Consider the following 26,022-nt stretch of genomic DNA (forward strand, 5'->3'; position numbering starts at 1 on the left):
GCACTCCGGGTTCGCACACCGCATGGCCGGTGCGTCATTGACGCGGACTCTAGCCAGCCATATTTCGGAGCGTCAATTTGGAATTCTGCTCAACGAGATGAATTTCAGAAAAATTCCAGTGAACGGAATGCTTTGCCGAGTCGCCGGCAAATCGTTCCGTTGAATGAAGGGCGGGCAGGTGGTGAAAGACGCGCGTCAATCCCGTGCACACCCGGATGCCGCGCGCATTTTGGCGACACGACAATGGCAGCTGATGTATTCCGTTCAATGAAATCATCGAGGAGAATCCGCATGCAGGAACCGCATTCGCCCGGAACGTCGCGTGCCGTACGCATGCCGGCCGCGGACGAGGACGCCGCCGTCGATGCGGCCGGCGCGCCGGGCACCGGCATGCTGCAGCGTGCGTTCGCGATCCTGCGCGCGCTGGCCGGCATGCAGCAGGACGGCGTGCGCGTCACGCACCTCGCGAAGGCCGTCGGCCTCACGCAGGGCACCGCGCACCGGATCCTGCAATCGCTGATCGCCGAAGGGATGGTCGAGCAGGACGAACAGTCGAAGCTGTACCGGCTGAGCGTCGACTTCTTCGCGCTCGCCGCGCTGGCCGGCAACCCGAGCAGCATGCGCACGCTGTGCCGGCCTGCGCTGCTGCGGCTGTGCGCAAGCCTCGGCGAGACGATCTTCCTGCTCGTGAAGAGCGGCTTCGACGCAGTGTGTCTCGATCTGTGCGAAGGCCCGTTCCCGATCCGTTCGTTCACCGGGGACATCGGCGGGCGCATTGCGCTCGGCGTCGGGCAGGGCAGCCTCGCGATCCTCGCGTTCCTGCCGGAAGCCGAGCGCGAGGAAGTGATCCGCTTCAACGTGCCGCGCATTCGCGGTTACGGCGTGCTCGACGAGGTCTACCTGCGCACCGAGATCGAGCGCGTGCGCGAGCTCGGCTACGCGGGCCGCAACAGCGGCGTGCTCGACGGGATGGCCGGCGTCGCGGTGCCGATCCTCGATCGCACCGGCTACCCGGTCGGCGCGCTGAGCGTTGGCACGCTGGCGTCGCGGCTCGGCGACGACCGGATGCCGATGGTCGTCGAGCTGCTCCGGCGCCAGGCCGATGCGATCGGCCCGCGCACGAATCCGTTCGACGCCGCGTTGCGGCGCCCGATGCACGGTCTATCCGGGAAAACCGCATAGGCGCGTCGCGCGTTACCGTTTCGTCAGCTTGCTTACGCGAGCCATTCATGTCTGAGCAGAATGCGTCGCGTCCGGCGGGCTTCCATGCTTTCTATCGGCTTGCAGGCGCGTGCATTCGCCGCCCGTTTCCCCTTCATCCGTCTCCATTCGATTTTCAACTGCCGCCCAGTTGAACATTTCATTTCTTGATGCGACTGCGGCTGGATACCATCCAGCCACTGTCTATACAAGCCGACCGGCGCGTATGGCCAGCATCAACAAAACACAACATCGACAAGACGGTTTGGAGAGGAGATGACGGAGATGGTGCGAACGATGGGCAGGAAGACGGGCGTCGCGTGCATGAGCGCGGCCATGGCGATGAGTTTCGCCGGCGCCGCGCACGCGCAGTCGACGGTGACGCTGTACGGGATCGTCGACGCCGGCGTGACCTACACGAACAATTCGAAGGGCCATGCGCTGTGGCAGTTCACGGGCGGCAACGAATCGGGCCCGCGCTGGGGCTTGATCGGCAGCGAGGATCTCGGCGGCGGCCTGAAGGCGAACTTCCGGCTCGAGAACGGCTTCAACGTCGCGAACGGCGCGCTCGGGCAGGGCGGCCGGATGTTCGGCCGCTCCGCGTGGGTCGGCCTGAGCGGCGCGAACTGGGGCGCGGTGACGCTCGGCCGCCAGTACAACTCGACGCAGGACATCCTCGGCTCGCTGCAGATGAGCAGCTTCCTCGCGCAGTACTCGACGCACCCGTTCGACAACGACGACATCAACAATAGTTTCCGCACCAACAACGCGGTCAAGTACGTGTCGCCGACGATCGCGGGCCTGCAGGCGAACCTGATGTACGGGTTCTCGAACTCGACGGGCTTCTCGAACGACAACTCATGGAGCGCCGGCGTCACCTATACGCACGGGCCGCTCAATGCAGGCGCCGCCTATGCGCGCGTGAACCATCCGGCGGCCAGCGCGACGGGCGCCGTTGCGTCCGACAACTACTACCCGGGCTCGGCGTCGGTGTTCGGCGCCGGTCTGTCGAGCGCGGTGCGCCAGCAGATCTGGGGCGCGGGCGGCAATTACACGATCGGCGCGGCGACGCTCGGGCTGCTGTACACGGGCTCGAACTTCGGCCAGGCGACGGGCGGCGCGCTGCGCTTCAACAACTACGAAGGCAGCGTGCGCTACCTGATCACGCCCGCGCTGATGGCCGCGGCCGGCTACACCTATACGAAGGTCGCGCGCGGCGCCGACGACGGTCACTACCAGCAGGTGTCGGCCGGCCTGCAGTACCTGCTGTCGAAGCGCACCGACGTGTACGTGAACGGCTTCTACCAGAAGGCGTCGTCGGGCGTGGGCCACGCGTGGATCGACGGGACCGACGGGCCGTCGTCGACGACGTCGCAGGTGGCGGTGGTGGTCGGCATCCGCCAGAAGTTCTGATGCGCTGACGCGTTCGCGCGTCTTCCGGAGGAGACATAGATGAAATTCAGACTGTTGCTGGCGGCGCTGCCGTTCGTCGGGATGTACACCGGCGGCTCGATCGCCGAGGTGCGGCCGCTGCTGTTCGGCCTGCCGTTCCTGCTCGTGTGGAACCTGATCTGGATGGCGGCGACCGCCGCGATCCTCGCGATCCTGTTCCACCTCGACGAGCGCGACGCGGCCCGCGACGGCCGCACGGGAGACGCGCGATGAACGCCTCGATCATCATCATCGCGGCGTTCGCCGTGTTCGCGCTCGCGATCGGCGTGATGGCGCGGCGCGGCCGCAAGCTCACGCTCGAGCAGTGGGCGGTCGGCGGCCGCGGCTTCGGTTCGCTGCTCACGTTCCTGCTGATGGCCGGCGAGGCGTTCTCGACGTTCTCGTTCCTCGGCGCGAGCGGCTGGACCTACAGCAAGGGCGTGCCCGCGTTCTACATCCTGTCGTACGGCTGCCTCGCGTTCGTGATCGGCTACTGGATGCTGCCCGCGGTGTGGCGCTACGCGAAGGCGCGCGGGCTCGTGTCGTTCGCCGACTACTTCGCGTCGAAGTACGACAGCCGCGCAATCGGCGTGCTGGTGTCGGTCGTGGCCGTGTTCGCGATGGTGTCGCTGCTGATGATCCAGCTGCGCGGCCTCGGCGTGATCGTGTCCGAGATGTCGTACGGGCTGATTCCGCAAGCGGCCGCGATCTGGATCGCCGCGACGCTGATGGCCGTGTACATGGTCGTGTCAGGCATCCACGGCTCGGCGAGCATCGCGATCTTCAAGGACGTGTTGATCCTCGCGATCGCGATCTTCCTCGGCCTGTACCTGCCGATGCACTACTACGGCGGCCTCGGCGAGATGTTCGCGAAGATCGACGCCGCGCATCCCGAACTGCTGCGCATGCCCGAGCACGGCTTCAACCTGAGCTGGTACAACTCGACGATCCTGCTCACGTCGCTCGGCTATTACCTGTACCCGCACGGCTTCACCGCGATCTACGTCGCGAAGGACGAACGCGCGCTGCGCCGCAACGTGATCCTGATGCCGCTGTACCAGGTGCTGATCGCGTTCCTGTTCCTCGTCGGCTTCGCGGCCGTGATGACGGTGCACGGGCTCGAAGGCGCGCAGACCGATCTCGCGCTGCTGCGTCTCGTGAAGCAGACGTTCCCCGCGTGGTTCGTCGGCATCGTCGGCGGCACGGGCCTGCTGACCGCGCTGGTGCCGGGCTCGCTGATCATGCTGAACGCCTCGACGACGATCGCGCGCAACATCTACCGCGAAGGCTTCGCGCCGAACGCGACCGACCGCGAGGTGACGCGCGTCGCGCGGATCGCGCTGCCGATCTTCACGCTGGTGGTCGTCTACTTCGTGCTGCGCGGCGGCGCCACCTTCGTCACGCTCGCGATCTTCTCGTCGAGCCTGCTCACGCAGCTCGTGCCGATGCTCGCGTCGAGCTTCCTGAAGCGGCCGTTCGGCACGCGGGAAGGCGCGTTCGCGGGGATCGTCGCCGGTGCGATCGTGATCGCGCTGACGAACTACTACGGCGTGACGCTCGCGTCGCTGTTCCCCGGCGCATCCAGCACGCTGACGTCGATCAACCCCGGGCTCGTCGCACTCGCGGTGAACGCGGTGGTGTTCATCGCGATCAGCGCGGCACAGCGCAAGCTGAAGGCGCGCGTGGCTGCGCCGGCCCGCTCCGCGTGACGACCCGATCGGCGTGCCGCCGCCGAACCGCCGGGCGACTGCCCGGCGGTTTTTCCGTGCGACGGCGCCCGGCCCCTTCTAACTACAACAGGACACCGAAACGATGACGACCGAGGACAAGGCCGACGACCAGGCCGACGACCGGCGCGAAGCGATCGACACCCTGATCGCGAATGGCTGCGTGATCACGATGGACCCGCAGCGGCGCGTGATCGAGAACGGCGCGGTTGCCGTGAGGGGCGACCGCATCGTCGCCGTCGGCGACACCGCCGAATTGCAGGCGCGCTTCCGTGCCGCGCGCACGATCGACGCACGCCGCAAGGCCGTGCTGCCGGGCCTGATCGATGCGCATGCGCACGCGGGCCACGCGATGCTGCGCACGATCGGCGGCGCGGACGGCGATGCGTGGTCGGCCGCGGCCGAGACGATCTATACGCGCGCGTCGGACGAGGCGTTCTGGGAAACCGAATCGCATCTCGCGGCGCTCGAACGGCTGAAGGCCGGCGTGACGACGGGCGTGTCGCTGCTCGGCGGCGGCAACTCGATCATGCGCGTCGACGATCCCGTCTACGCGCGGCGTCATTGCGATGCCGTGGTGCGCACCGGCACGCGCTCGATCGTCGCCGTCGGCCCGTCGCGCCCGCCCGCGCCGCGTGCATACACGCGCCACGCGCCGGACGGCGGCGAGACGCGCGACATCGATTTCGATACGATGTACGACGTGTGCGAACGCATCGTCGACGAATGCCACGGCGACGCCGACGGTCGAATCAGGATCGCGATCACGCTGCCGGTGTACGGGCCCGAGCACGACCCGGAACTCGCGCAGTACGAGCGGGATTTCCGCGACCAGGCCGCACGCTACGGCGCGCTTGCGCGCGAGCGCGGCCTGACGTTCACGCAGGACGGGCACCGCGCCGGCACGCTCGCGTTCGCGCATCGCGAGCTCGGGCTGCTCGGCCCGACGTCGTTCATGTCGCACAGCATCGACCTGACCGACGCCGATATCGCCGCGTGCGTGGAAACCGGCACCGCGATCGTCCACAACCCGAGCGCGATCATGTCGATCATCGGCCGCTGCCCGGTGCCCGAGCTGATCGATGCGGGCGTGACGGTCGCGATCGCGTCGGACGGCGCGGCGCCCGATCGCGGCTACGACATGTTCCGTCACATGTGGCAGTGCATGCACTACCATCGCCGCCATTTCCGCGACCCCGACGTGCTGCCGCACGGGAAGGTGCTGGAGATGGTGACGATCGACGCGGCGAAGGCGCTGTCGCTCGATCACGAGATCGGCTCGCTCGAAGCCGGCAAGCTCGCCGACCTCATCCTCGTCGACCTGTTTCGCCCGCACATGATGCCGATGAACATGCCGGTGTATCGCGTCACGTGTTTCGCGAACGCGGCCGACGTGTGCATGACGATGGTCGGCGGCCGCGTGCTGATGGAGGATCGGCGCGTGCTGTCGGTCGACGAGAACGCGATTCTCGAGCGCGTGATGGAGGTCGCGGAGACGATGATCGAGCGCAGCGGGTTGCGTCGCCTGCTCGACGAACCGAAGACGCTGTGGGGGCGCAGTCACTACTGAGCGAGGCCGCGCGGGCAGGCATTTGCGCGGTGCGATGTCGGCGAGGCCGGTCCTTTCGGGGCCGGCTTTTTTTCTGGTTTCGCCGCCGACGGACATGCTAGGATTTCTCTCAAACAACTTCGGAGACAGCTATGCCGTTCATCTGCGAAAACGTTGAATGTCGTGCCGTGCTGGCGCGCGGGCAGGTCAAGTCTCGCCAGGATGATGCGGGATGGTGCTTCTACTGCCCGGACTGCAAGGCCAGGAACGAGTTGATGGCGATCGGCACGGCCGGTGGCTCCGTCGAGCTGGTTCAGCCGGAGCGAGCGAGCCCGCCGCACAAGGTCGTCGCGACGGCCCGGCCACTGGACGACGGCAAATACGCGGCGCAATTGCGCGTTCAGCGGGCGCTGGCGGTGAGGGGAACCTACGCGGCCGAAGAGCACTGGGAGCAGCTCGGTGTATTCCCCGATGCGCAGGAGGCTGTCGAGCATGCGAAGTCGTTCGCAACCGACCTGCTGGAGCGGGCGGTCTAGTCACACACGGCACACCGCACACCGGCGATCCACCTGTTTCCCGTCACGACACCGGGCTGCGGCCCGGGTGTCGTGACGGGCCGGCCAGCCCGCCACGGGCCGGGTCGTTACATCACGCCGCCGCCGCTTCTCGCAGACGGAATTGCGCGACGGCATCGCTGAGCCGCGCGCCCTGATCCTCGAGCGACAACGCCGCGGCGGCCGCTTCCTCGACCAGCGCGGCATTGCGCTGCATCGTCTGCTCCATCTGGATGACCGCGGCATTCACCTGCTCGATGCCGGCGGACTGCTCGTCGAAGGCGATGCTCGTTTCGCCCATGATCGCGTTCACGCGCTCGACCGCGACGACGAGCTCGGTCATCGCCGAACCGGCGAGCGCGACGAGACCGCTGCCGTCTTCGACGCGCTGCGCGGAATTGCCGATGAGTTCGCGAATCTCCTTCGCCGCCGATGCGCAGCGCTGCGCGAGCCCCCGTACTTCGGTCGCGACGACGGCGAAGCCGCGCCCCTGTTCGCCCGCGCGCGCCGCTTCGACGGCGGCGTTCAACGCGAGGATGTTGGTCTGGAATGCGATGCTTTCGATCACGCCGACGATGCCGGAAATCCGCGCGGAGCTGTGCGAGATCGCCGACATCGTCTCGACGACGCGCTGCATCGCGTCTCCGCCCTTTGCCGCGATGCCGGCCGCACCCTCGGCGTAAGTGCGCGCATCGCGTGCGTTGTCCGCGTTCTGGCGCACGGTTGCCGTCAGTTGCTCCACGCTCGCCGCGGCTTGCTGCAGCGAGACGGACTGCTGCTCGGTGCGCGCGGACAGGTCGACGTTGCCGCTCGCGATCGTGCGCACGTCGCCGACGATCGTCTCGGTGCTCGCGCGCACCTGGCTCACGGTTTCGACGAGGCCGTCCTGCATGCGCTTCAACGCATTCAACAGATACGCCATTTCGTTTTCGCCCGGAATGACGACCGCGCCGGTCAGGTCGCCTTTCGAGATCCTGTCGAAATGCGCGACGGCGAGATGGATCGGCGCGATGATCGCCTTCGCGAGCACGCGCTGCGCCAGGAAGCCGACGACCAGCGCGAAGGCGGCGACCGCCGCCATGGCCCACACGATCCGGTGGAAGCGTTCGCCGGCCGCGTCGTAGCGCGCCTTCTGGCGCGCGACCTGGAACGATTCGAGCGCATCGATCGCTTCCTGGTAGGCGGTGAAGAGTGCCGGCGGCGCGGTGCGGTGCGTGTCGAGGAAGTCGAAGGCGTTGTCGTGGTCGAGTTGCGACATCGCTTTCAGGAAAGCCCGATCGAGCAAGGTGCGACGGCGCTGCTGCAGCGTATCGAACAAGGCCTGCTCGTCGGCGTCGCGCGCATGCAACCGCGAGTACGCGTCCAGTTCGTCGTCGCTCTGCTTGAGGAGCGTGTGGAGCTGCGCGATTTCCGCCTTCGCGGGCTGGCCGGCGCTGATGATCTGCGCGACGTCGCTGACGCGTTCGCGCAGCACGAGCATGCGCTCCGAGCTGGTTTTCAGGTGCAGCAGCGACGCGGTGTCGTCGCGGTACATTGCTTCGAGCGAGCCGTTGCCGGCGTAGAGCGCGGCGATGCACGCGCCGACGACCAGGACGAGCAGCGCCGTATAGCCGGCGACGGTCGCGACGAGGCCGCCGCGGATGGTGAGTTTTCGCATGACGTTCCCTTGCCGGCGGCCCGACGGGCGGCCGACGGCGGATGTGGATTCCGGATCACGAACGACGACGGGCGCCGCGTTGCAAGGCGGGGCGCCGGGACTGCGAACGGGTTAACGGCGGGCCGGGCGAGGAGGTTTTATCTGCACGCGACGCGAATCTGGATGATTGCGACAGCGGGCGACGGAGGGTGGATGCGCGCGCGTGAAGCGCGCCGCGCCGATCATCGAGGCCACGTCGCATGCGCCGCTCGGGATGCACGCGAATCGTCCGTGGCCCCGGCCGAGTCCGTCAGTTGTAGATATCGAACGAGAAATACTTCTTCGCGATCCGCTGATACGTGCCGTCCTGGATCAGGCTGGCGAGCGCCTGGTTGATCTGCGTGCGCAGCGCGTCGTCGTCCTTGCGCACGCCGATCGCGGAACCGACGCCGAGCGTCTTCGGATCATGCAGCGGCGGCCCCGCGAACGCGAAGTTCGCGCCCTTCGCGGTCTTCAGGAAGCCGAGATCGGCCTGTACCGACGACTGCAGCGACGCGTCGAGACGACCGGCAATCAAATCCTGATAGACGAGGTCCTGCGTCTGGTACGTGCGCACGATCACGCCCTTCGGTTCCCAGTACGTGCGCGCATAGGTCTCCTGCGTCGACCCCTGTTCGACGCCGACGCTCTTGCCGGCCAGCGACTCGGCCGTCGGCTGCAGGTTCGCGCCGCGTCGCGCGACGAGGCGCGGCGGCACGTTGTTGATCTTGTCGGTGAACGCGATCTGCGCGAGGCGCTTCTCGGTCACGCTCATCGACGACAGCACGCCGTCGAACTTGCGCGCCTTCAGCGCCGGGATCATCCCGTCGAAGGCGTTCTCGACCCACACGCAGCGCACCTTCATGCGTTCGCAGATCGCGTTGCCGAGGTCGATGTCGAAGCCGACGAGCGTGCCGTCGGGTGCGAGCGATTCGAACGGCGCGTAGCTGGGATCGACGCCGAGGCGCAGGACGGCCGGGTCTTTCGCGGCGGCGGCGCCGGCCGTCAGCGCGAGCGCGACGGCGATGACGAGCTTTTTCATGATTGTCTCCTTACCGATTGATGTCGTTCTGGGGTGAAGCGAATGGTGGCCGATGGGCGTGACGGCCCGCGCCCGGCCATGCGCGGGCGGCTGGACGAGCGCCGCAAGCGGCCGGCGATCGTCCGGATCAGGGAATCCGGTGCTGCGGTGTCAGCGCGCGGCGCCGGTGACGCGCGCCATGCTGCGCCGGTAACCGGCGGGCGAGAACGTGGCGTTCAGCGCGGCCATCGACGCGATCACGCCGAGATGCATCCACCACGCGATCGCGAAGCCGCCGCCGGCGTCGCGCAGCCAGCCGATCAACCACGGGCTCGCGGCGACGGTCAGGAAGCCGACGCCTTGCACGAACGCGGCGAGCGCACCCGCGAGCCGCGCATCGGGCAGGTGATCGAGCGTGACGATCAGGCTCATCGAGAAGAAGCCGCCGAGCCCGATGCCGACGCTCGCGACCCACATCCACGGCGCGAGCGCGGGCATCGTCGCGAAGCCGGCGAAGCCGGCCGTCTGCAGCGCGAGCGTGAGCCACAGCACCGGGCGGCGATCGTGCGAACGTTTCGCGAACATCGGCATCGCGAGCGCGCCGGCCGCCTGGAACAGCGCCATCCACGCGAGCAGGTTGCCGCTCGCCTGCGGGTTCATGCCGACGCTGCGATAAAACGCGGGCAGCCACGCGACGAGGCTCGCATAGCCGCTGTTGCTGAGGCCGAAGAACAGCGCGAGTTGCCATGCGCGCGGAATGCGTACGAACGCGGCGACGGGCGCCGATGCCGCTGCCGCATGCAGCGCGTCGCGCGGCGCCTTCGCGCGCCACAGCGCGAGCGTGACGAGCGCGGGCACGGCCCACACGGCGAGCGACAGATGCCAGCCGCCGCGCGCGGCGAGCCACGGACTCGCGACCGCGCCGAACGCACCGCCGCCGACCAGCGCGGCCGAATAGAGGCCCATCGCGAGCGGCAGCCGGTCGACGAACCAGCGCTTGGCGAGGCCCGGCGCGAGCGACTGCACCACGGCGACGCCCGCACCCGCGACGATTGCCGTGACGGCCAGTCCGGTGCTGCCGTCGCTCCACAGGCGCGCGGTACAACCCGCGGCGATCAACGCCAGCGCGGCGAGCAGCGCGCGCTGCTCGCCGACGCGCCGCGCGAGCCCGACGCCGAGGCCGGCGACGACACCCATCAGCACGAACGGCAGCGTGGTCAGCAGCGCCGCCGCGCGGAAACCGAGGCCCGTGTCGGCACGCACGAGGTCGAGCACGGGGCCGAACGCGGTCAGGAACGGACGCAGGTTGAGCCCGGCCAGCACCAGCAGCGCGAGCGCGCCATAGGACACGGAAGCCGCGTGCGGGCGGGAAACGGCTTGCGCGGTGCCGGGGTCGGTCATCGGAATGCTCCAGAGGGGGCCGGTGGCCCTGTGATGCGATGCCGAAAGGGTAAAGGCGCGCTCGTCCAGGTGAAAATTAAATATTCGACTGGCAATCAGTGCGGTTTGCGATGGCACGGCGCCGCGTGACGGGGCCGGATGGGCAATGTGCAGCGCGCGTGCATGACGGGCGCGCAGGATGCACGCCCGTTTCCGCGATCCTTCATTCGACCGGATGCAGATCCTGCAGCAAGGTCGGCACGAGCTCCGACACGGTCGGGTGGATGTGCATCGTGCGGCTGATCGTCGTGTACGGCGCGCCGGCGGCCACCACGTCGAGCATGCCGTGCACGACCTCGTCGCCGGTCACGCCGAGGATCGACGCGCCGAGAATCGCATGGCTGTCCGCGTCGACGATCACCTTCATGTAACCCAGGCTCTCGCCTTTTTCCACCGCGCGGCCGACGCGCGTCATCGGCCGCGTGCCGACCAGCAGCCGGCGGCCGGTCTGCTTTGCTTCCGCGAGCGTCATGCCGATGCGGGCGAGCGGCGGATCGATGTACATCGCGTACGCGTTGATGCGGTCCGACACCTTGCGCGGATCGTTGTCGAGCAGGTTGGCCGCGACGATCTCGTAGTCGTTGTACGCGGTATGCGTGAACGCGCCGCGCCCGTTGCAGTCGCCGAGCGCCCAGATGCCGGGCACGCTGGTGCGCAGCTGGTCGTCGACCGTGATGTAGCCGCGCGCGTCGGTCGCGACGGCGGCCCGCTCGAGCCCGAGATCGTCGGTGTTCGGCACGCGGCCGACCGCGAGCAGCAGGTGCGAGCCCGCGACCTCGCGGCGGCCGCCGGTGCAGTCGAGGCCGACCGCGACGCCGTCGCCGTCGCGCCGTGCGCTCAGGCAGTTCGCGTCGAGCTGCACGTCGATGCCTTCGTTCTCGAGAATCTCGCGCACGGCCTGCGACACGTCCTCGTCTTCGCGATGGATCAGGCGCGCGCCTTTCTCGACGATCGTGACCTTCGAGCCGAAGCGGCGATACATCTGGCCGAATTCGAGCCCGACGTAGCTGCCGCCGATGATCACGAGATGCTCCGGCAGGAAGTCGACGTCCATCATCGTCGAGTTGGTCAGATAGGGCACCGAGTCGAGGCCCGGCATCGGCGGGATCTGCGCGCGTCCGCCGACGTTGATGAAGATGCGTTCGGCCTCGAGCACGTCGTCGCCCACGCGCACCGCATCGGGCCGCTCGAATCGGGCATGACCCTGAAACACCGTCGTGTGGTCGAGCCCGCGCACCCATTGCTCGACGTTGTGGTTCGAGTGGCCGGAGATCCGGTCCTTGCGCGCCTTCACGGCCTTCATGTCGACGCTGACGGGCCCGACCGACACGCCGTACTCCTGCGCGCGCCGCGCGAGTTGCGCGGCATACGCGCTTGCGATCAGCGTCTTGGTCGGGATGCAGCCGGTGTTCACGCAGGTGCCGCCGAAGCGGCCGCGTTCGACGATCGCGACTTTCATGCCGGCGCCGGCGAGCCGTGCGGCGAGCGGCGGCCCGGCCTGGCCCGTGCCGATGACGATCGCATCGAAGTGTTGCGTCATGACGTCCTCCTGCGCTGGTTCAACGTGGGAAGGGACCACGCGCAAGCCGCATGCCGCGCCGGCGCGCGCCCGAACGGCGACGAGCGCCTATGGTAGACCGGTTGGCGGGGGGAGGCGAGTCGTACGGATGCGGGCGACGCAACCCGGTTCGGGATGGCCGACGGGCGGCCTCACGCCCGGCAGCGGTGCGGCCCCGCGCCCGTGCAGGCTTGCCCTGCACGAGAGTTCAATCCTTGCGCCGCCATTGGCCGAACGATACCGGCCGGTGCGCATCGGCGCGCGTGACGGTGACTTGGTCGGGCTGCTCGTCGAGCGGAAACGATTCGGTATAGATCTCGCTGGAGAACAGCCAGCCGCGGGTGCGCGGGTCGTAGCGGAACGTCACGAAGTCGCTCCAGTGTTGCCCGCAGGCGACGAAGTTCTGCACGGTGAAATAGCGGCCTTTCACCGCGAGGCCGCTGTCGGCGGCGTCTTCGGGATCGAACGGATCGCACTGGCCGCCTTCGTTCGCGCGCAGGACGACGTGGTCGTTGCGCGCGGCGAGCCGGTACGCGCGATCGGGCTGCTCCTCGAAGATCAGCAGCGGGCGCGGCGACGGCTGCGCGCGCGTATCGGCTTCGCGATGCACGACGACGAGCAAGCTGCGCCGTCCGTTGCCGAGGTCCGGCCCTTCCTGTACAACGAGCGGCCGGTAGCCGGACGGCAGTTGCGTCGCGACCGACGGCGGCAGGTCGCCGGCGCGTGCGCCGGACGACAGTGCGGCGAGCAGCGCAACCAGGGCGCAGCGTGCGGTGGCGATCATCACAGATCCCGCCCGAGGAACTCGGTGCCTGGCACCGGATTGAACGCGACCGGCGGCGCGGGCGTGAAGCCGAGCGAACCATACAGTTGCCGTGCGGCGACGAACTCGGGCAGCACGTCGAGGCACATCCGCGCATAGCCGGCCGCCTTCGCGTCGCGCAGCAGCCGTTCGACGAGCTGGCGGCCGACGTTCAGCCCGCGCGCGTCTGGGCGCACGTACACGCGCTTCATCTCGCACGTCGTCGCGTCGATTTCCCGAAACGCCGCGCAGCCGACCGCGCGCTCGCCGTGCCATGCGAGCAGCAGTTGCCCGCGCGGGGCCGCGTATTTGCCCGGCAGTGCGGCGAGCTCCGGCTCGTAGTCCTGGAACGCGAGGCTGACGGTGGGGCTTGCGATGTATTCGCGGAAGATCGCTTCGACGACGGCGGCATCGTCGGGATAGCGGGCGGCGCGGATCTCGATCATGGGGCGGGGCGCGAGGGCGGGAACGGCAGCCAGCATAGCAGCGCGCGGGCGCTTTCGGCGGGCGGCGAAGCGTGCCAGAATCGTCGGCTTCAGCGTCGGCGATCGATGCAATGCGACTCGATTCTCGACGCGACACGCAGGCGCCGGCATGTCGGCGCCGTCGACCAAGGAGACTTCGATGACTGCATCGGCTGCCGTACTCGCCATTCTGGCCGCGCTGTGGCTTGGCGCAATGATTCCGGGACCGAGTTTCGTGCTGGTCGCCCGCAATTCGATCGGGCTGTCGCGCCGCGACGGGCTCGCGACCGCGCTCGGCATGGGTGTCGGCGGGATCGCGTTCGGCGGCGTCGCGCTGGCCGGGCTCTATACGCTGCTGCAGGCGGTCGAATGGCTGTACGTCGGGCTCAAGGTGGCCGGCGGCGCATACCTGATCTACATGGCGTCGAAGATCTGGCGCGGCGCCGACCGGCCGATCGCGATGGACGACCCGCAGGCCGTCGTCGCCGGCAGCGCGCGCAAGTCGTTCTGGACCGGCCTCACGACCCAGCTGAGCAATCCGAAGACGGCGATCTGGTACGGCAGCATCTTCGCGGCGCTGTTGCCGCAGCATCCGCCGCTGTGGTGCTACCTGGCGCTGCCGCCGCTCGTGTTCGGCGTCGAATTCGGCTGGTACACGATCGTTGCGCTGTGCTTTTCGACCCGCCGGCCGCGCGAACTCTACCTGCGCGCGAAGAAGTGGGTCGACCGCGTCGCGGCCGGCGCGATCACGCTGCTCGGCCTGCGGCTGATCCTGAACGCGCCGAAAGCGGGGATCTGACGGCAGGCGGTGCCGCTCGCGCGCACCGTCGTTTCATTCCCGACGGGCATGCCGGCGCGGCCGGTCATTCCGGCCGATGGCGGGACGGTCCGAGCCGGGCGATTCTTTTGGGTCCATCCGCCCCGTCCGTCTGTCCATCAGCCCATCCGCCCAATCCGCCCGCGCGAGCGCGCGTCACACTGCCGGAAACCGCTCCAGCAGCGCCGCGAACCGCGCCTCGTCCGGAAACGCCTTCACTTCATACCGCACCGGCCGGTGCGCGGTGGCCGTCATCAGGTCGCCGCACGCGTCCCGCAGCGCGGCCATCGGCACGTGCGCCGACTGCCGCGTCGCTTCCCGGTACAGCACGACGATGTCCGTCTCGGGCAGCAGCGTCGGCACGCCGTCGCTCCACACGCTGACACTGAACAGTTCGCCGTTCTGCCGTCGATACACGGTGTAGGTCGCCACGAAGATGTCGGTGCCGTCCCGCTTGTGCAGGTCGTCCAGCTGCGTGCGCTGATCCTGGTAGTCGCCGGCGAGTTCGTCCACGCGCAGCGCGTGCAGCTTCGCCTCCAGTCCTGCCGGGATGAAGTTCCGCCACGCGGCGCCGTCCCAGCGCAGCATCAGCGGCGGCAGCGGACGCGGCTGCGCGCGCGCGTGTTCGGCAAGTTCGACCATCGTCGCGAGACCGGCCGTGTTGCGGTCGCCGGTGAGCAGCAGCACGGCCCGGTTCGGCGCCATCACGACCGGCGCGCCGGAGATCGGCTGGCGATGCAGCAGGTCGGTCAGCAGCAGCCGCGACGCGTCGTAGTAGTCGCCGAACTGCGACAGGAACACGCCGTCGCGCAACGCGACCCACGGTGCCGACGACGCGCCGCGCAGGTTGTCGATCGCGATGTCGCAGGCGGCGTCGAAGCTGACGCCCCATTCGGCGAGCCGCGCGCTCGTCAGCCGCGCGACGCTGAATTCGCCGTCGTACGCGATGCCGATCTCGAGGTTCTCGCACAGTGGCCGGAACGCCACCTCCGACGCTTCGGGCTGTCCGGCGAGCTGCAGCGCGACCGTGCCGCGCTCGGTCGCGCTGCGGATCACGGGGCGCAGCCGCGCGCGCACGTCGGCGAAGTTCGCCGGAATCTCGTGCTGCATCATCGCGTTCGCCTGGCGCAGCAGCGTCGCTTCGCGCTCGGTGGGCTTCGCGTCCGCGTAATCGCGGAACAGGTTGTGGAGGTTGATGATGTTCGACGGGGCATCGGCTTGCACGAGTCGGCCCTTGTCGTGCTCGTGAAGCCACTCGCGCGTGTCGCCGGTCGCGCGCAGCGCGGCGATCAGGCGTTCGGCGAAGTCCTGCCGGCTGGGCGGTTTGCTGAAGCGCTCGCGCAGGCGCGCGACGAAGTCGGAAATCATCGTATGCGGTCGGGCGGGCCCGTCTGTTATTGATCTCTCGTTGTCATGGGCGGCGCCACCCGTCTCCCTTGGGGGCGCGCGCTGCGACCCGCCGATATCGGCCGGATACCCGGAATGCGGCCGGTGGCGGCCCGCGCGCCGGCTGCATGGCGGCGCGGGCCCGCGTCGGACGCGATTCGCGTGGCGGGTGTCGCGATGGTACCGCACGTCCGTGATGGAAACGCGTGTGGGTGAATGTTTGTTGATGCACAGGTGAGAGCCCGAACCCCGAACCGGCCCGCGCCCGCCCGCGCCGGCTCTGGAACGCGGCCCGACTCGTCGCCTGACCCGCGCCGGCGCTGGCGAAAACCCCGACGACCGCCCCGCGAGCCTTGTACGGCGGGCGTTCGCGCCGGTTGCGCGGCGTGCCGTGCCGGGCCGCTTCCCCGATTCTGGCGGCCGACCTCCCGACGACGTGTAAACTGCTGCCTTTTTTGACGGTTTGCAGCATGGTGCAAGCACCCCCGCGCCCGGCACTGAGCGGCCCGACGCTCGTCCGGCTGCTCGCGCGCCTGACCGATGCCGACGTCGCGGAATCCCGGCAGACGCTGTCGGACCGCCTGAGCCAGTGGCTCGGCTGGACCGACGCGATCACGCTGTCGTCCGCGCTGAATGCGAGCCCGCCCGGCGTCGCGGCCGGCGTGCGCGGTTACGACGCCGAGCGCGACTGCGCGCGCGTGCGTCACGACCTCGCGCAGGCGATCACGGCCGCCCACCGTCCGCGTACGCGGCGGCGCCCCGGCGAAATGCCGCCGCCGCCCGCCGACACGGCGGACTTCGCGGATTTCCGCCAGAGCTGTCTGTCCCTGCAGCAGGAAATGGAAACGGCGATCGGCCAGTTGCGCGGCCGCCTGCGGGTCGCGCTGGCCGCGCGCGCGTCCGGGATGGCGCGGCTCGCGGCGCTCGACGCGATCATGGAGCGCGTGCTCGGCGCGCGCGAGCGCAGCCTGCTGTCCGCCGTGCCCGCGCTGCTCGGCACGCGCTTCGAGCGGCTGCGCGACGCGGAACGGCAGGCGCTGGCCGACGCGCAAGCGGCGGCCGCTGCCGATCCCGACGGCGACGCACCGCCCGCCGCGGCGATCGTGCCCGGCACGTGGCTCGACACGTTCCGCAACGAGATGCAAAGCATCCTGCTCGCCGAACTCGAAGTCCGGTTTCAAACGGTAGACGGGCTGCTCGCGGCCCTTCGTACCTGCTAATCCCTACGCTATGTCCAGAATTCGTCTTGATCTCGTTGTCTTCATCGCCGGCCTGCTCGCAGTGTGCTGGATCGGCGTCGGCTATGTCGCGTCGAACCCGCTCGCGACGGCCGTCACGCTGCTGATCGGCGCGTGCTACGTCGCCGGTGCGTGGGAGCTGCGGCGCTACCGGCAGGCGACCGCCACGTTGTCGCGCGCGGTGGCCGGGCTGACCGAACCGCCGGCGCAGCTCGACACCTGGCTCGACACGCTGCCCGCGGGCCTGCGCGGCGCCGTGCGGGCGCGCGTCGAAGGCGCGCGCGTCGCGCTGCCGGGCCCGTCGCTGACGCCGTATCTCGTCGGCCTGCTCGTGCTGCTCGGCATGCTCGGCACGCTGCTCGGGATGGTCGTCACGCTGAAGGGCACGGGCGCCGCGCTCGAAAGCGCGACCGACCTCGACGCGATCCGCGCGTCGCTGATCGCGCCGGTGAAGGGCCTCGGCTTCGCGTTCGGCACGTCGATCGCGGGCGTCGCGACGTCGGCGATGCTTGGCCTCCTGTCCGCGCTCGTGCGCCGCGAACGGCTCGACGCGGGCCAGCAACTCGACGCGAAGATCGCGACGACGCTGCGCGTGCATTCGTCCGCACACCAGCGCGACGAATCCTTCCGGCTGCTGCAGCGCCAGGCCGACGTGATGCCGGCCCTGGTCGACCGGCTGCAGACGATGATGACGACGCTCGAGGCGCGCAGCGTCGCGCTGCACGATCGCCAGATCGAAAGCCAGCAGGCGTTCTTCGATCGGACCGAGCGCGCGTATGCGGGCCTGGCGTCGAACGTCGGCGATGCGCTGAAGGAAAGCGCCGCCGAAAGCGCACGGGTGGCCGGTGCTGCGCTGCAGCCGGTCGTCGCGGCGACGATGACGGGGCTCGCGCAGGAGATGGCCGCGTTGCGCGACACCGTGACGGGCGCCGTGCAGCGTCAGCTCGACGGGCTGACCGACGGTTTCGAGAAGACCACCGGGAACGTGACGGCCGTCTGGAACCGCGCGCTCGACGAGCAGCGCCGCGCGGGCGACGCCGTCGCGCAGCAATTGCAGACGACGCTCGGCCAGTTCACCGACACCTTCGCGCAGCGGTCGACGGACCTGCTCGACGGCGTCGCGACGCGCCTCGAATCGACCGAAAGCCGGCTGTCCGACGCGTGGCGCGATGCGCTCGCGCGCCAGGAGCAGGTCGGCGCGACGCTGGCCGGCCAGCATGCGCAGGCGCTCGGCGAAGCCGCCGCGACCTTCGAGCGGCATTCGGGCGCGGCGCTCGCCGCGATGCGCGAGTCGCATGCGGGGCTGCAGACGCAACTGGCCGCGCGCGACGAGGAACGCCTGGCGGCGTGGAATGCGTCGCTCACGGCGATGGCCGCGAAGCTCGGCGACGAATGGCAGCGCGCGGGCGCGCAAAGCGCGGGCCGCCAGCAGGAAATCTGCGATGCGCTGGCGCAAACGACGCGCGATCTCGCGGCACAGGCGTCTACGTTCGAACAACGTTCGAGCGACCTGCTGTCGACGATCCGCGAGTCGCATACGGGCTTGCAGACGCAACTCGCGGCACGCGACGAGGAACGTCTGTCCGCATGGAACGACTCGCTCGCCGCGATGGCGACGAAGCTCGGCGACGAATGGCAGCGCGCGGGCGTGCACAGCGCGGGCCGTCAGCAGGAAATCTGCGATGCGCTCGCACAGACGACGCGCGATCTCGCGGCACAGGCGTCTACGTTCGAACAACGTTCGAACGATCTGCTGTCGACGATTCGCGATTCGCACACGGGGCTGCAAACGCAACTGGCCGCGCGCGATGAGGAGCGCCTGTCCGCATGGAACGACTCGCTCGCCGCGATGGCGACGAAGCTCGGCGACGAGTGGCAGCGCGCGGGCGTGCACAGCGCGGGCCGTCAGCAGGAAATCTGCGACGCACTCGCACAAACCACGCGCGATCTGACCGCACAAGCAGCGACGTTCGAGCAACGTTCGAACGACCTGTTGTCGACGATCCGCGATTCGCACACGGGGCTGCAAACGCAACTGGCCGCACGCGACGAAGAACGCCTGTCGGCATGGAACGATTCGCTGGCCGCGATGGCTGCAAAGCTCGGCGAAGAGTGGCAGCGCGCGGGCGTACACAGCGCGGGCCGTCAGCAGGAAATCTGCGACGCACTCGCACAAACGACGCGCGATCTGACCGCACAAGCTTCCACGTTCGAACAACGCTCGAACGACCTGCTGTCGACGATCCGCGATTCGCATGCCGGCCTGCAAACGCAACTGGCCGCGCGCGACGAAGAACGCCTGTCCGCATGGAACGACTCGCTCGCCGCGATGGCCGCCGCGCTGCGCGACGAATGGGCGCAGACGAGCGCGCAGGCCGCGACGCGCCAGCAGGACATCTGCGACACGCTGACCCGCACCGCGAACGACATCACCGCGCAGGCGCAGGTGCATGCAAGCGACACGATCAACGAGATCTCGCGCCTCGTGCAGGCCGCATCGGAAGCGCCGAAGGCCGCGGCCGACGTCGTCGCCGAATTGCGCCAGCGCCTGTCCGACAGCATGGTGCGCGACACCGCGATGCTCGAGGAGCGCAGCCGCCTGCTCGCGACGCTCGAGACGCTGCTCGGCGCGGTCAATCACGCGTCGACCGAACAGCGCACCGCGATCGACGCGCTCGTCAGCACGTCGGCCGACCTGCTCGAGCGTGTCGGCGCGCGCTTCAACGACACCGTCGATGCCGAAACGCGCAAGCTCGATTCGGTCGCCGCACAGGTCACGGCCGGTGCGGTCGAGGTCGCGAGCCTCGGCGATGCGTTCGGCGCGGCCGTGCAGGTGTTCGGCGAGTCGAACGACAAGCTGCTGAACCACCTGCAGCGCATCGAGGCCGCGCTCGAGAAATCGCTCGCGCGCAGCGACGAGCAGCTCGAGTACTACGTCGCGCAGGCGCGCGAGGTGATCGACCTGAGCATGATGTCGCAGAAGCAGATCGTCGAGGACCTGCAGCAGATCGCCGGTCGGCGGGCATCGGTCGGAGCGTAACGCATGCACGACGAAATCGACGACGGCGCGCCTTCCGCGCCGGTGTGGCCCGCGTTCGCCGACCTGATGTCGGTGCTGCTCGGCGCGTTCGTGCTGGTCCTCGTCGGCGTGATCGGCATGCAGTTGCAGCTCACGTCGAAGCTCGAGGAAGCCGTGCGCGCGCGCCAGCAGGAAGCGCAGCAGCGCAAGTCGCTCGAGGAGGCGCTGGCCGGGCCGCTCGCGGCCGGCCGCGTGACACTCGTGAACGGCCGCATCGGCATCAGCGGCAACGTGCTGTTCGCGCTGAACTCCGACCAGTTGCAGCCCGAGGGCCGCGATCTGTTGAAGACGCTGGCTGCGCCGCTGGCCGCCTACCTGACGACGCGCGACGAGATCCTGATGATCAGCGGCTTCGCCGACGACCAGCAGGTGCGTGCCGGCAACCGCCAGTTTGCGGACAACTGGGAGCTGTCGGCCAAGCGCGCGCTGACGGTCACGCGTGCGCTGATCGACGCCGGCGTGCCGGCGAAGTCGGTGTTCGCGGCCGCGTTCGGCTCCGAGCAGCCGGTCAGCTCGAATGCGGACGATGAAGGCCGCGCGAAGAACCGTCGCGTGGAGATCGCGCCGGTGCCGCGCAAGACCGCGTCGAGCGGAGGGAAGGCGAAGTGACGGACGACGCGACGCACGTGCGCGCGACGCTCGACGCGTGGCGCGAGCAGGGCGCCGACCGGCTCGATCCGGTGCGCTTCCATCGGCTCGACGCGCTCGAGAAGCGCGCGGCCGCGCTCGACGGCGATGCGCGCGCGTTGCTCGATGCGCGGCTCGCGATGCTGCTGGAAGGGTTTGCGCAGATCGTCGCGCGAGCCGGTGAAGCGGCAGCCGCCAGCTCGGCGGCGCAAGCGAACGCGCAGGCGCCTGTGCGTGGTGCGATCGGCGGGCTCGTCGAGCGCCTCGCGCGCGATGCAGAGGCTGACCGGCGCGGGATCGATCCCGCGCTGATCGACTACTTCCGCGCGATGTGGTCGAAGGTCCGCACCGAACAGCAGTACCGCCAGTCGCTCGACCAAGTGCCGCGCAACGCGGGACCGCTCAATTCGAACAGCCTCGTGCACCGGTCGCTCGCGACGATGCGCGAGCTGTCGCCGGAATACCTGCAGCAGTTCCTGTCGTACATCGATGCGCTGGCGTGGCTCGAGGATCTGGCCGGCGGCGGCGCGCAGCCGGAGAAGGAGGCGCCGCGCGCGAAAGCCGCGAAGACGCTGAAACCGGCGAAGAAGACCACGCGCACCAAGGTGCGATAACGCACGCGATTGCGTCGCGCCGATCGCTGTCTAGCGAGCGGTCGCCTGCTCGTCGATCGCCGCGCGCAGCGCGTGCAACGCGTCGGTCAGCGCCGACGCGAACGGCGGATGCGCGGCGATGCCCGCCGCGTCGAGCCGGCTGCCGAGGATCGGCAGCGTGATCGACGCGCGCTCGACGATGCACGCCGACATCACCGACAGCGTTTCCCGCAGCGCCGCGTCCGCATGCGTCGCGCGCGGCGACGCGTTCAATACCGCGACCGGCTTGTACACGACGGCCTCGCATCCCACGATCCAGTCCAGCGCGTTCTTCATCACGCCCGTCACGCCGTGCGCGTATTCCGGGCTCGCGATCAGAACGCCGTCCGCAGCGTTCATCCGCTCGACCAGGTCGCGCACCGCGGCCGGCGACGGAGATTCGATATCGGGGTTGAACAGCGGAAACTCGCCGAGACGATCGAAACGCGTGATGCGCATCCCGCGCGGCGCAACGCGGGCGGCTGCGTCCAGCAGCGCCGCGTTGTACGACTGTGCACGCAGGCTGCCGCACAGCGCGACGATGTCGATGCGGCGCTCGGAATCGGTTCGGGGTTCGGTAGCCATCAAGGAGCGTAGGGGGCGGTGTCTTGCGCGGCGACGGCGCGCGGATCCGCCGGATTATCGCATCGGCGCGTGAGCGACGTGCCGCGCGTCGGCGGCGCGGCGCAGGTGATGCGATTCGCGTCCGTCCCGCGGCAACTGCGTGTCCCGACCCCGGGTGGCAACCGTGTCGCGCATCCCGGTTGCCCGTGCCAGGTCACCCAGTGACCATCCGTTGCCGAGCAACAGGCGGCGCGTATGCAGCGCACCGTACACGTCGTCCGCGACGGTTTCGCCGAGATAGCGCAGCGCGCGGCCTTCGACGTCGACGAAGCCGTGCCGGTAGTCGTGCGCGAGCGCGGTCCACAGCTGCGCCGCGCCGACCGATTGGCGTGCGCCGCTGATCAGGCAGAGACCCGCGTCGAGTCCCCATCGATACAGCGTCGTCGCAAGCCCCTTGCGTTGCGCGGACCCGCGCAGCCGCGTATGCGGCGCGCGCAGGTAGCGGTCCGCGCGGCGCGGCAGTTCGGGAAGCCGGTTGAAGATCGTGTAGCCGGCGAGCTGCCGCGCCGACGGATCCTCGACGTAAAGGAAATATTCGCCGTCGGCCTCGCGGTGGCGGACGATCAGGCCCGAGTCGCCGAGCGCGACGGCCGGCAGGCCGTGCAGGCGATGGCCCGGCTGGTTCAGACGCGCATGGAGCATGTCGAGTTCATCGTCGATGTCGTGCTGGGAATGCTGTACGTCGATACGCATGGCAAAAGGCGCCCGTCCCGGGCGCATCGAGAAAGGGGTTCATCGCAAATGGGAAAGGAAATGGCAGCGGCCCCCGGGCTCGACGTGCGAGCCGGGGCCGCGAATCAGCTGGGGATGTGCTGGAAACCGGCGGCGATCGCGGCGAGGCCCGCGATGCAGAGTGCGAACAGGATCAGGACTTTGTGGATCACGCCTCTCTCCTCATGAACGCGCGGCGCCGAACGGCGGTGCCGCGGAGACGGTGATGGCGGGCACGGCCCGCGCGGCCGTCGTGCGGGACGACGGTCGAAGGTCCGGGCGGCAGGCGCGCGGACGGTCAGCACCATACGCGACGGGCACGGGGCGGGCAACCGGACGGCGGGAGAAAAGCGACGAAACGCGGGGAATCGAGGGTGTTTCGCGACAATCGGTCGCAAGGGGCGGGCGTGTCGATGTCGCGTGCCGGCGTTTGTCTCGAAATCACATCCGCTTCATGGCAAACGGATTTCACCAGGATCGGACCATGGGAGCGGGCCCGTCCACGGATCGCCGAGCCGCAACGACCTTCTTCACCCGGTTGTTGCGGCGATCTCCTAGTGTTGCCACCTCACCCCGCCTTCCGCACCCCGAACGCCTGCCTGATCCGCGCGAACAACCCATGCTGCGCGATCCATTCCGCATACGCGCGATAGTCAGGATCACGCATCAAATGACGTTCCTCCGTCTTCGCCCGCGTGTAGTAGATCAGATTGACCGCGACGAGCCCCGCGCAGTGCATCAGCCCGACCTGCCAGCCGAGCGGCTCGACGAACGGCACCGACACCATCCAGTACGACAGGTTCTTCGTGATGTACGCCGGATGCTTCGTGAAACGATACGGGCCCGACGTGATGATCCCGCGGTTCGTGAGGTTCGAGAAACGCAGCCCGAACGAGATCGTCGACAGCGCATAGGTCATCAGCAGCAGGATGATCGCCGCGCCCCAGATCACGCGCAGCGTCGGCGCGGACAGCAGCCAGTTGTCCCAGAACAGCGAGCCTTCGTAGCGGATGTAGTTGTTCGAGATCAGCGACCAGAACGGCTGGTAGCACATCAGCGCGGCGACCCAGCCGAGCGTGGTCGGCTCGACGGTGCGCACGTGGCTGTCGAGGATGCGGAACGTGCACAGGTAGCCGACGGTGCCGAACATCAGGTCCATCGTGAACGACAGGTCGTACAGGAACACGAAGGTCGCGATCGTCATCGGCGCGTTCACTGCGTGCGCAAGCGATGCGCTCAGGTGATCGGCGTCCTTCGACAGGTAGACCGTCATCAGCGGCAGGAAGAACGCCTTCACGCCCCAGCCGGCGAGCATCTCGCGCACGGGCTGCCAGCTCGCGGGCTGCTCGCGGCGGAACAGGTAGCGGCCCCACAGCAGGTACGCGTCGTCGGTCTCGCGCTGGTGGCGATCCATCCACGCGAAGTAGAACGGCGCGGCGACGATCACGTACGGCGCGAGCGAGCGCAGCAGCGACCAGAACGGCAGGTAGAACGCGCCGTGATATTCGGGCAGCAGCCAGTAGATCGCGGCGATGCCGGCGTAGATCGACGTCAGCGCGCCGAGCCGCGTCGCGACGCGGGCGAGCCCGAGCGGGCGCACGGCCTGGCGCGACAGTCCCGCGCTCGGGCGCAGGTAGACGCGCGAGATGAAGATTTCGTGCAGCGCGATCGTGCCGATGATCGCGAGGCTGGCGACGACCGCGCGCGTGGCCGCGTCGAGGCTCGGCTGGTCGCGCGTGATCCACAGCGCGAAGAGACCGGCCGCGATGCCGAGCAGGCCGGCGCGGAACGGCGTGGCGGAACGGGGCGGGCGGTCCTGGACCGCGGCGATGCCGTCGAGCGTGGAATTCATGATCGGATCCTCGTCGGGATGACGGCCGGCGCCCCGCTTGGCGGGTGGCGCCGGCCATCGGCCGGGCTTTGGATTGGTATGTGCCCGGCCATTGGCCTGTGGTTCTGATACGTGACGCGTTACTTCTTCGGGGCGGTGCCGAGCAGGCCGCCGAGCAGGTTCGTCACCGGTGCCAGCAGGTTGGTCGCGCCAGCCGCGGTGCCGCCGTTCGAACTGCCGGTCAGGCCGGCCGTGACGGTGCCGCTGCCGGACGGCGTCGTCACCGCGCCGGCCGCGCCGCCCGGGCTGGCCGTGCCGACTGCGCCGAGCGTGCCGGCCGCCGACGTCAGCGAGCCCGTCAGCGTGCCGACCGGGCCGCTCGTCAGCGCACCGCCGAGGTTGCCGGTCAGGTTGCCGCCCGGCGTCGTGACCGTGCCGGTGAGGCTCGCGCCAAGCGGCGTCAGCGAATTGACGAGGCCGGTGACCGGTGCCAGCAGGCTGCCGGCGCCCGAGCTGCTGGTACCGCTCGTACCGCTGGTGCCGCCCGTACCGCTCGAACCGAGGCCGCCGAGGGCGCCCGTCACCGTGCCGAGCAGGCCCGTGATCGGCGCGAGCGGGCCGCCGCTGGTGCCGCTCGTCCCGCTCGTCCCGCTGGTGCCGCCGGAGCCGCTCGAACTGCTGCCGCCGCCGAGGGCGCCCGTCAGCGAACCGAGCACGCCCGTGATCGGGGCGAGCGGGTTGGTGCCGCTGCTGGAACTGCCGCTGGACAGCAGGCCGCCTGTCGACGACACCGTGTTGCCGAGCTGGGACACGCTGTTGCCGGCGCTCGTGCCGACCGGGTTGCCGGTCGCGCTGCCGACCTGCGTACCGGCGAGGCCGAGGCCGCTGCCGAGCGTGTTCAGCAGGCCGCTGAGCGGGGCGCCGAGCAGGGTCGCGTTGCCGAGCGTCTGCGTGGCGCCAGGCGTCGTGACGCCGCCGGTCAGCGTGTTGGTGATCGGGTTGATCACGCTGCCGAGTTGCGTCTCGAGTTGCTGGACCGGCGCGCTGTTCAGCGCCGTGTTGAGCGCCGATGCGGTGGAGTTGACCGCGGTGCCGACCGTGTTGACGAGACTGCCGACCAGGGTCGTCGCCGGCGCGAGCGGCGCCAGCGGACCGGTGCCGAGGCTCGTCACCGCGTTGCCGAGGTTGTTGACGGCGCCGCCGGCGCCGGTCAGCAGGCCGGTGGTCGACGTGAGCGTCGGGCCGAGCGGGTTCGGCGACACGCCGATCGAGCCAAGGCCGGCCGCGACGCCGTTGCCGAGCGACTGCACGCCGCTGCCGAGGCTGGTGACCGCATTGCCGATGCTGGTGGCCGTCGTCGGGTTCGTGCCGGGGACCTGTACGCCGCCGATCTGCGACCCGCCGTTCGCGACCGTCGTGCCCAGTGCCGTGACGAGCGTGCCGGTTTGCTGGAGGACGTTGCCGAGCGGGGTGGCGCTGGTGCCGGAGGTGCCTGAAGTACCGGAAGTGCCTGAAGTACCGGAAGTGCCGGAAGTGCCGGAAGTACCGGAAGTACCGGAAGTACCGGAAGTACCGGAAGTACCGGAAGTACCGGAAGTACCGGAAGTACCGGAAGTGCCCGACGTGCCGGACGTGCCGGACGTGCCCGAGGTCCCC

Annotated in this window: 22 protein-coding genes and 1 pseudogene; 12 read left to right on the forward strand and 11 right to left on the reverse strand. The window is 69.2% G+C overall.

Annotation, left to right across the window (positions count from 1 at the left end):
• The first annotated feature begins 291 nt into the window (after window positions 1–291).
• The 6 genes from DID98_RS18235 to DID98_RS18260 all read left to right on the forward strand — a co-directional run bounded on the left by DID98_RS18235 (window position 292) and on the right by DID98_RS18260 (window position 6,443).
• On the forward strand, window positions 292–1,182 hold the full coding sequence (locus DID98_RS18235; RefSeq protein WP_044845343.1) for an IclR family transcriptional regulator: 891 nt from the start codon (window positions 292–294) through the stop codon (window positions 1,180–1,182).
• Between the two features lie 315 nt (window positions 1,183–1,497).
• Window positions 1,498–2,613, forward strand: coding sequence for a porin (locus DID98_RS18240; RefSeq protein WP_409333447.1), 1,116 nt, complete (start codon window positions 1,498–1,500; stop codon window positions 2,611–2,613).
• Between the two features lie 39 nt (window positions 2,614–2,652).
• Complete coding sequence (locus DID98_RS18245) at window positions 2,653–2,865, forward strand: DUF3311 domain-containing protein (RefSeq protein WP_124528938.1); 213 nt, start codon at window positions 2,653–2,655, stop codon at window positions 2,863–2,865.
• Window positions 2,862–4,340, forward strand: coding sequence for a sodium:solute symporter (locus tag DID98_RS18250; RefSeq protein WP_044845341.1), 1,479 nt, complete (start codon window positions 2,862–2,864; stop codon window positions 4,338–4,340). Before DID98_RS18245 ends, DID98_RS18250 begins: the two co-directional genes overlap by 4 nt.
• A gap of 103 nt (window positions 4,341–4,443) precedes the next feature.
• The gene (locus DID98_RS18255) at window positions 4,444–5,928 is read left to right on the forward strand and encodes an amidohydrolase family protein (protein ID WP_124571152.1); all 1,485 of its coding nucleotides are present in this window, start codon (window positions 4,444–4,446) and stop codon (window positions 5,926–5,928) included.
• Window positions 5,929–6,059: 131 nt separating this feature from the next.
• Complete coding sequence (locus DID98_RS18260) at window positions 6,060–6,443, forward strand: hypothetical protein (RefSeq protein ID WP_124522053.1); 384 nt, start codon at window positions 6,060–6,062, stop codon at window positions 6,441–6,443.
• Window positions 6,444–6,555: 112 nt separating this feature from the next.
• Here DID98_RS18260 and DID98_RS18265 read toward each other — a convergent pair whose 3' ends face one another.
• The 6 genes from DID98_RS18265 to DID98_RS18290 all read right to left on the reverse strand — a co-directional run bounded on the left by DID98_RS18265 (window position 6,556) and on the right by DID98_RS18290 (window position 13,403).
• Window positions 6,556–8,118, reverse strand: a complete 1,563-nt coding sequence (locus tag DID98_RS18265) for a methyl-accepting chemotaxis protein (RefSeq protein ID WP_124522055.1) — start codon at window positions 8,116–8,118, stop codon at window positions 6,556–6,558.
• A 289-nt stretch (window positions 8,119–8,407) separates the two neighbouring features.
• Window positions 8,408–9,178: an ABC transporter substrate-binding protein gene (locus DID98_RS18270; RefSeq protein ID WP_124571153.1), complete on the reverse strand. Its 771-nt coding sequence runs from the start codon at window positions 9,176–9,178 to the stop codon at window positions 8,408–8,410.
• A 150-nt stretch (window positions 9,179–9,328) separates the two neighbouring features.
• Window positions 9,329–10,558 (reverse strand): cyanate transporter, encoded by a 1,230-nt coding sequence (locus tag DID98_RS18275; RefSeq protein ID WP_124571154.1) that lies wholly within the window; start codon window positions 10,556–10,558, stop codon window positions 9,329–9,331.
• A gap of 202 nt (window positions 10,559–10,760) precedes the next feature.
• On the reverse strand, window positions 10,761–12,137 hold the full coding sequence (locus DID98_RS18280) for an FAD-containing oxidoreductase (RefSeq protein WP_124571155.1): 1,377 nt from the start codon (window positions 12,135–12,137) through the stop codon (window positions 10,761–10,763).
• A 226-nt stretch (window positions 12,138–12,363) separates the two neighbouring features.
• Complete coding sequence (locus DID98_RS18285) at window positions 12,364–12,939, reverse strand: hypothetical protein (protein ID WP_124487641.1); 576 nt, start codon at window positions 12,937–12,939, stop codon at window positions 12,364–12,366.
• Entirely contained in the window at window positions 12,939–13,403 is a 465-nt protein-coding gene (locus tag DID98_RS18290; RefSeq protein WP_044845332.1) for a GNAT family N-acetyltransferase, read from the reverse strand. Before DID98_RS18290 ends, DID98_RS18285 begins: the two co-directional genes overlap by 1 nt.
• 178 nt (window positions 13,404–13,581) lie before the next feature.
• Between DID98_RS18290 and DID98_RS18295 the strand changes: the two genes are divergently transcribed.
• On the forward strand, window positions 13,582–14,220 hold the full coding sequence (locus DID98_RS18295) for a LysE family translocator (RefSeq protein WP_044845331.1): 639 nt from the start codon (window positions 13,582–13,584) through the stop codon (window positions 14,218–14,220).
• A gap of 174 nt (window positions 14,221–14,394) precedes the next feature.
• Here DID98_RS18295 and DID98_RS18300 read toward each other — a convergent pair whose 3' ends face one another.
• Window positions 14,395–15,606: a hypothetical protein gene (locus DID98_RS18300; RefSeq protein WP_124522063.1), complete on the reverse strand. Its 1,212-nt coding sequence runs from the start codon at window positions 15,604–15,606 to the stop codon at window positions 14,395–14,397.
• A gap of 488 nt (window positions 15,607–16,094) precedes the next feature.
• On the opposite strand from DID98_RS18300, the gene DID98_RS18305 reads away from it, so the two are divergent.
• The 4 genes from DID98_RS18305 to DID98_RS18320 are packed head-to-tail and all read left to right on the forward strand — an operon-like array spanning window position 16,095 to window position 21,182.
• A complete protein-coding gene (locus tag DID98_RS18305) occupies window positions 16,095–16,844 on the forward strand; it encodes a DUF3348 domain-containing protein (protein WP_044845329.1) in 750 nt (249 codons plus the stop codon).
• A gap of 10 nt (window positions 16,845–16,854) precedes the next feature.
• Window positions 16,855–19,902 carry a DUF802 domain-containing protein gene (locus DID98_RS18310; RefSeq protein WP_124571156.1) on the forward strand — a complete coding sequence of 1,016 codons (3,048 nt, stop codon included), beginning with the start codon at window positions 16,855–16,857 and terminating at the stop codon, window positions 19,900–19,902.
• Between the two features lie 3 nt (window positions 19,903–19,905).
• Complete coding sequence (locus DID98_RS18315) at window positions 19,906–20,550, forward strand: OmpA family protein (RefSeq protein ID WP_124487637.1); 645 nt, start codon at window positions 19,906–19,908, stop codon at window positions 20,548–20,550.
• Window positions 20,547–21,182 (forward strand): DUF2894 domain-containing protein, encoded by a 636-nt coding sequence (locus DID98_RS18320; RefSeq protein ID WP_124520351.1) that lies wholly within the window; start codon window positions 20,547–20,549, stop codon window positions 21,180–21,182. The genes DID98_RS18315 and DID98_RS18320 overlap by 4 nt, the downstream gene beginning before the upstream one ends.
• 30 nt (window positions 21,183–21,212) lie before the next feature.
• Here DID98_RS18320 and DID98_RS18325 read toward each other — a convergent pair whose 3' ends face one another.
• The 4 genes from DID98_RS18325 to DID98_RS18340 form a co-directional block, all read right to left on the reverse strand.
• A complete protein-coding gene (locus DID98_RS18325; RefSeq protein ID WP_124571157.1) occupies window positions 21,213–21,785 on the reverse strand; it encodes an NADPH-dependent FMN reductase in 573 nt (190 codons plus the stop codon).
• 54 nt (window positions 21,786–21,839) lie between these two features.
• Entirely contained in the window at window positions 21,840–22,517 is a 678-nt protein-coding gene (locus DID98_RS18330) for a histone acetyltransferase (RefSeq protein ID WP_185640868.1), read from the reverse strand.
• A gap of 586 nt (window positions 22,518–23,103) precedes the next feature.
• A complete protein-coding gene (locus DID98_RS18335) occupies window positions 23,104–24,387 on the reverse strand; it encodes an isoprenylcysteine carboxylmethyltransferase family protein (RefSeq protein ID WP_124571159.1) in 1,284 nt (427 codons plus the stop codon).
• A gap of 119 nt (window positions 24,388–24,506) precedes the next feature.
• A complete protein-coding gene (locus DID98_RS18340; RefSeq protein WP_124571163.1) occupies window positions 24,507–25,790 on the reverse strand; it encodes a collagen-like triple helix repeat-containing protein in 1,284 nt (427 codons plus the stop codon).
• On the opposite strand from DID98_RS18340, the pseudogene DID98_RS36075 reads away from it, so the two are divergent.
• A pseudogene (locus DID98_RS36075) lies at window positions 25,693–26,022 on the forward strand (highly repetitive protein); the annotation flags it as partial. The gene DID98_RS18340 and the pseudogene DID98_RS36075 overlap by 98 nt on opposite strands.

It is taken from the genome of Burkholderia sp. Bp8984 (assembly GCF_003853755.1).
Taxonomy (GTDB): Bacteria; Pseudomonadota; Gammaproteobacteria; order Burkholderiales; family Burkholderiaceae; genus Burkholderia.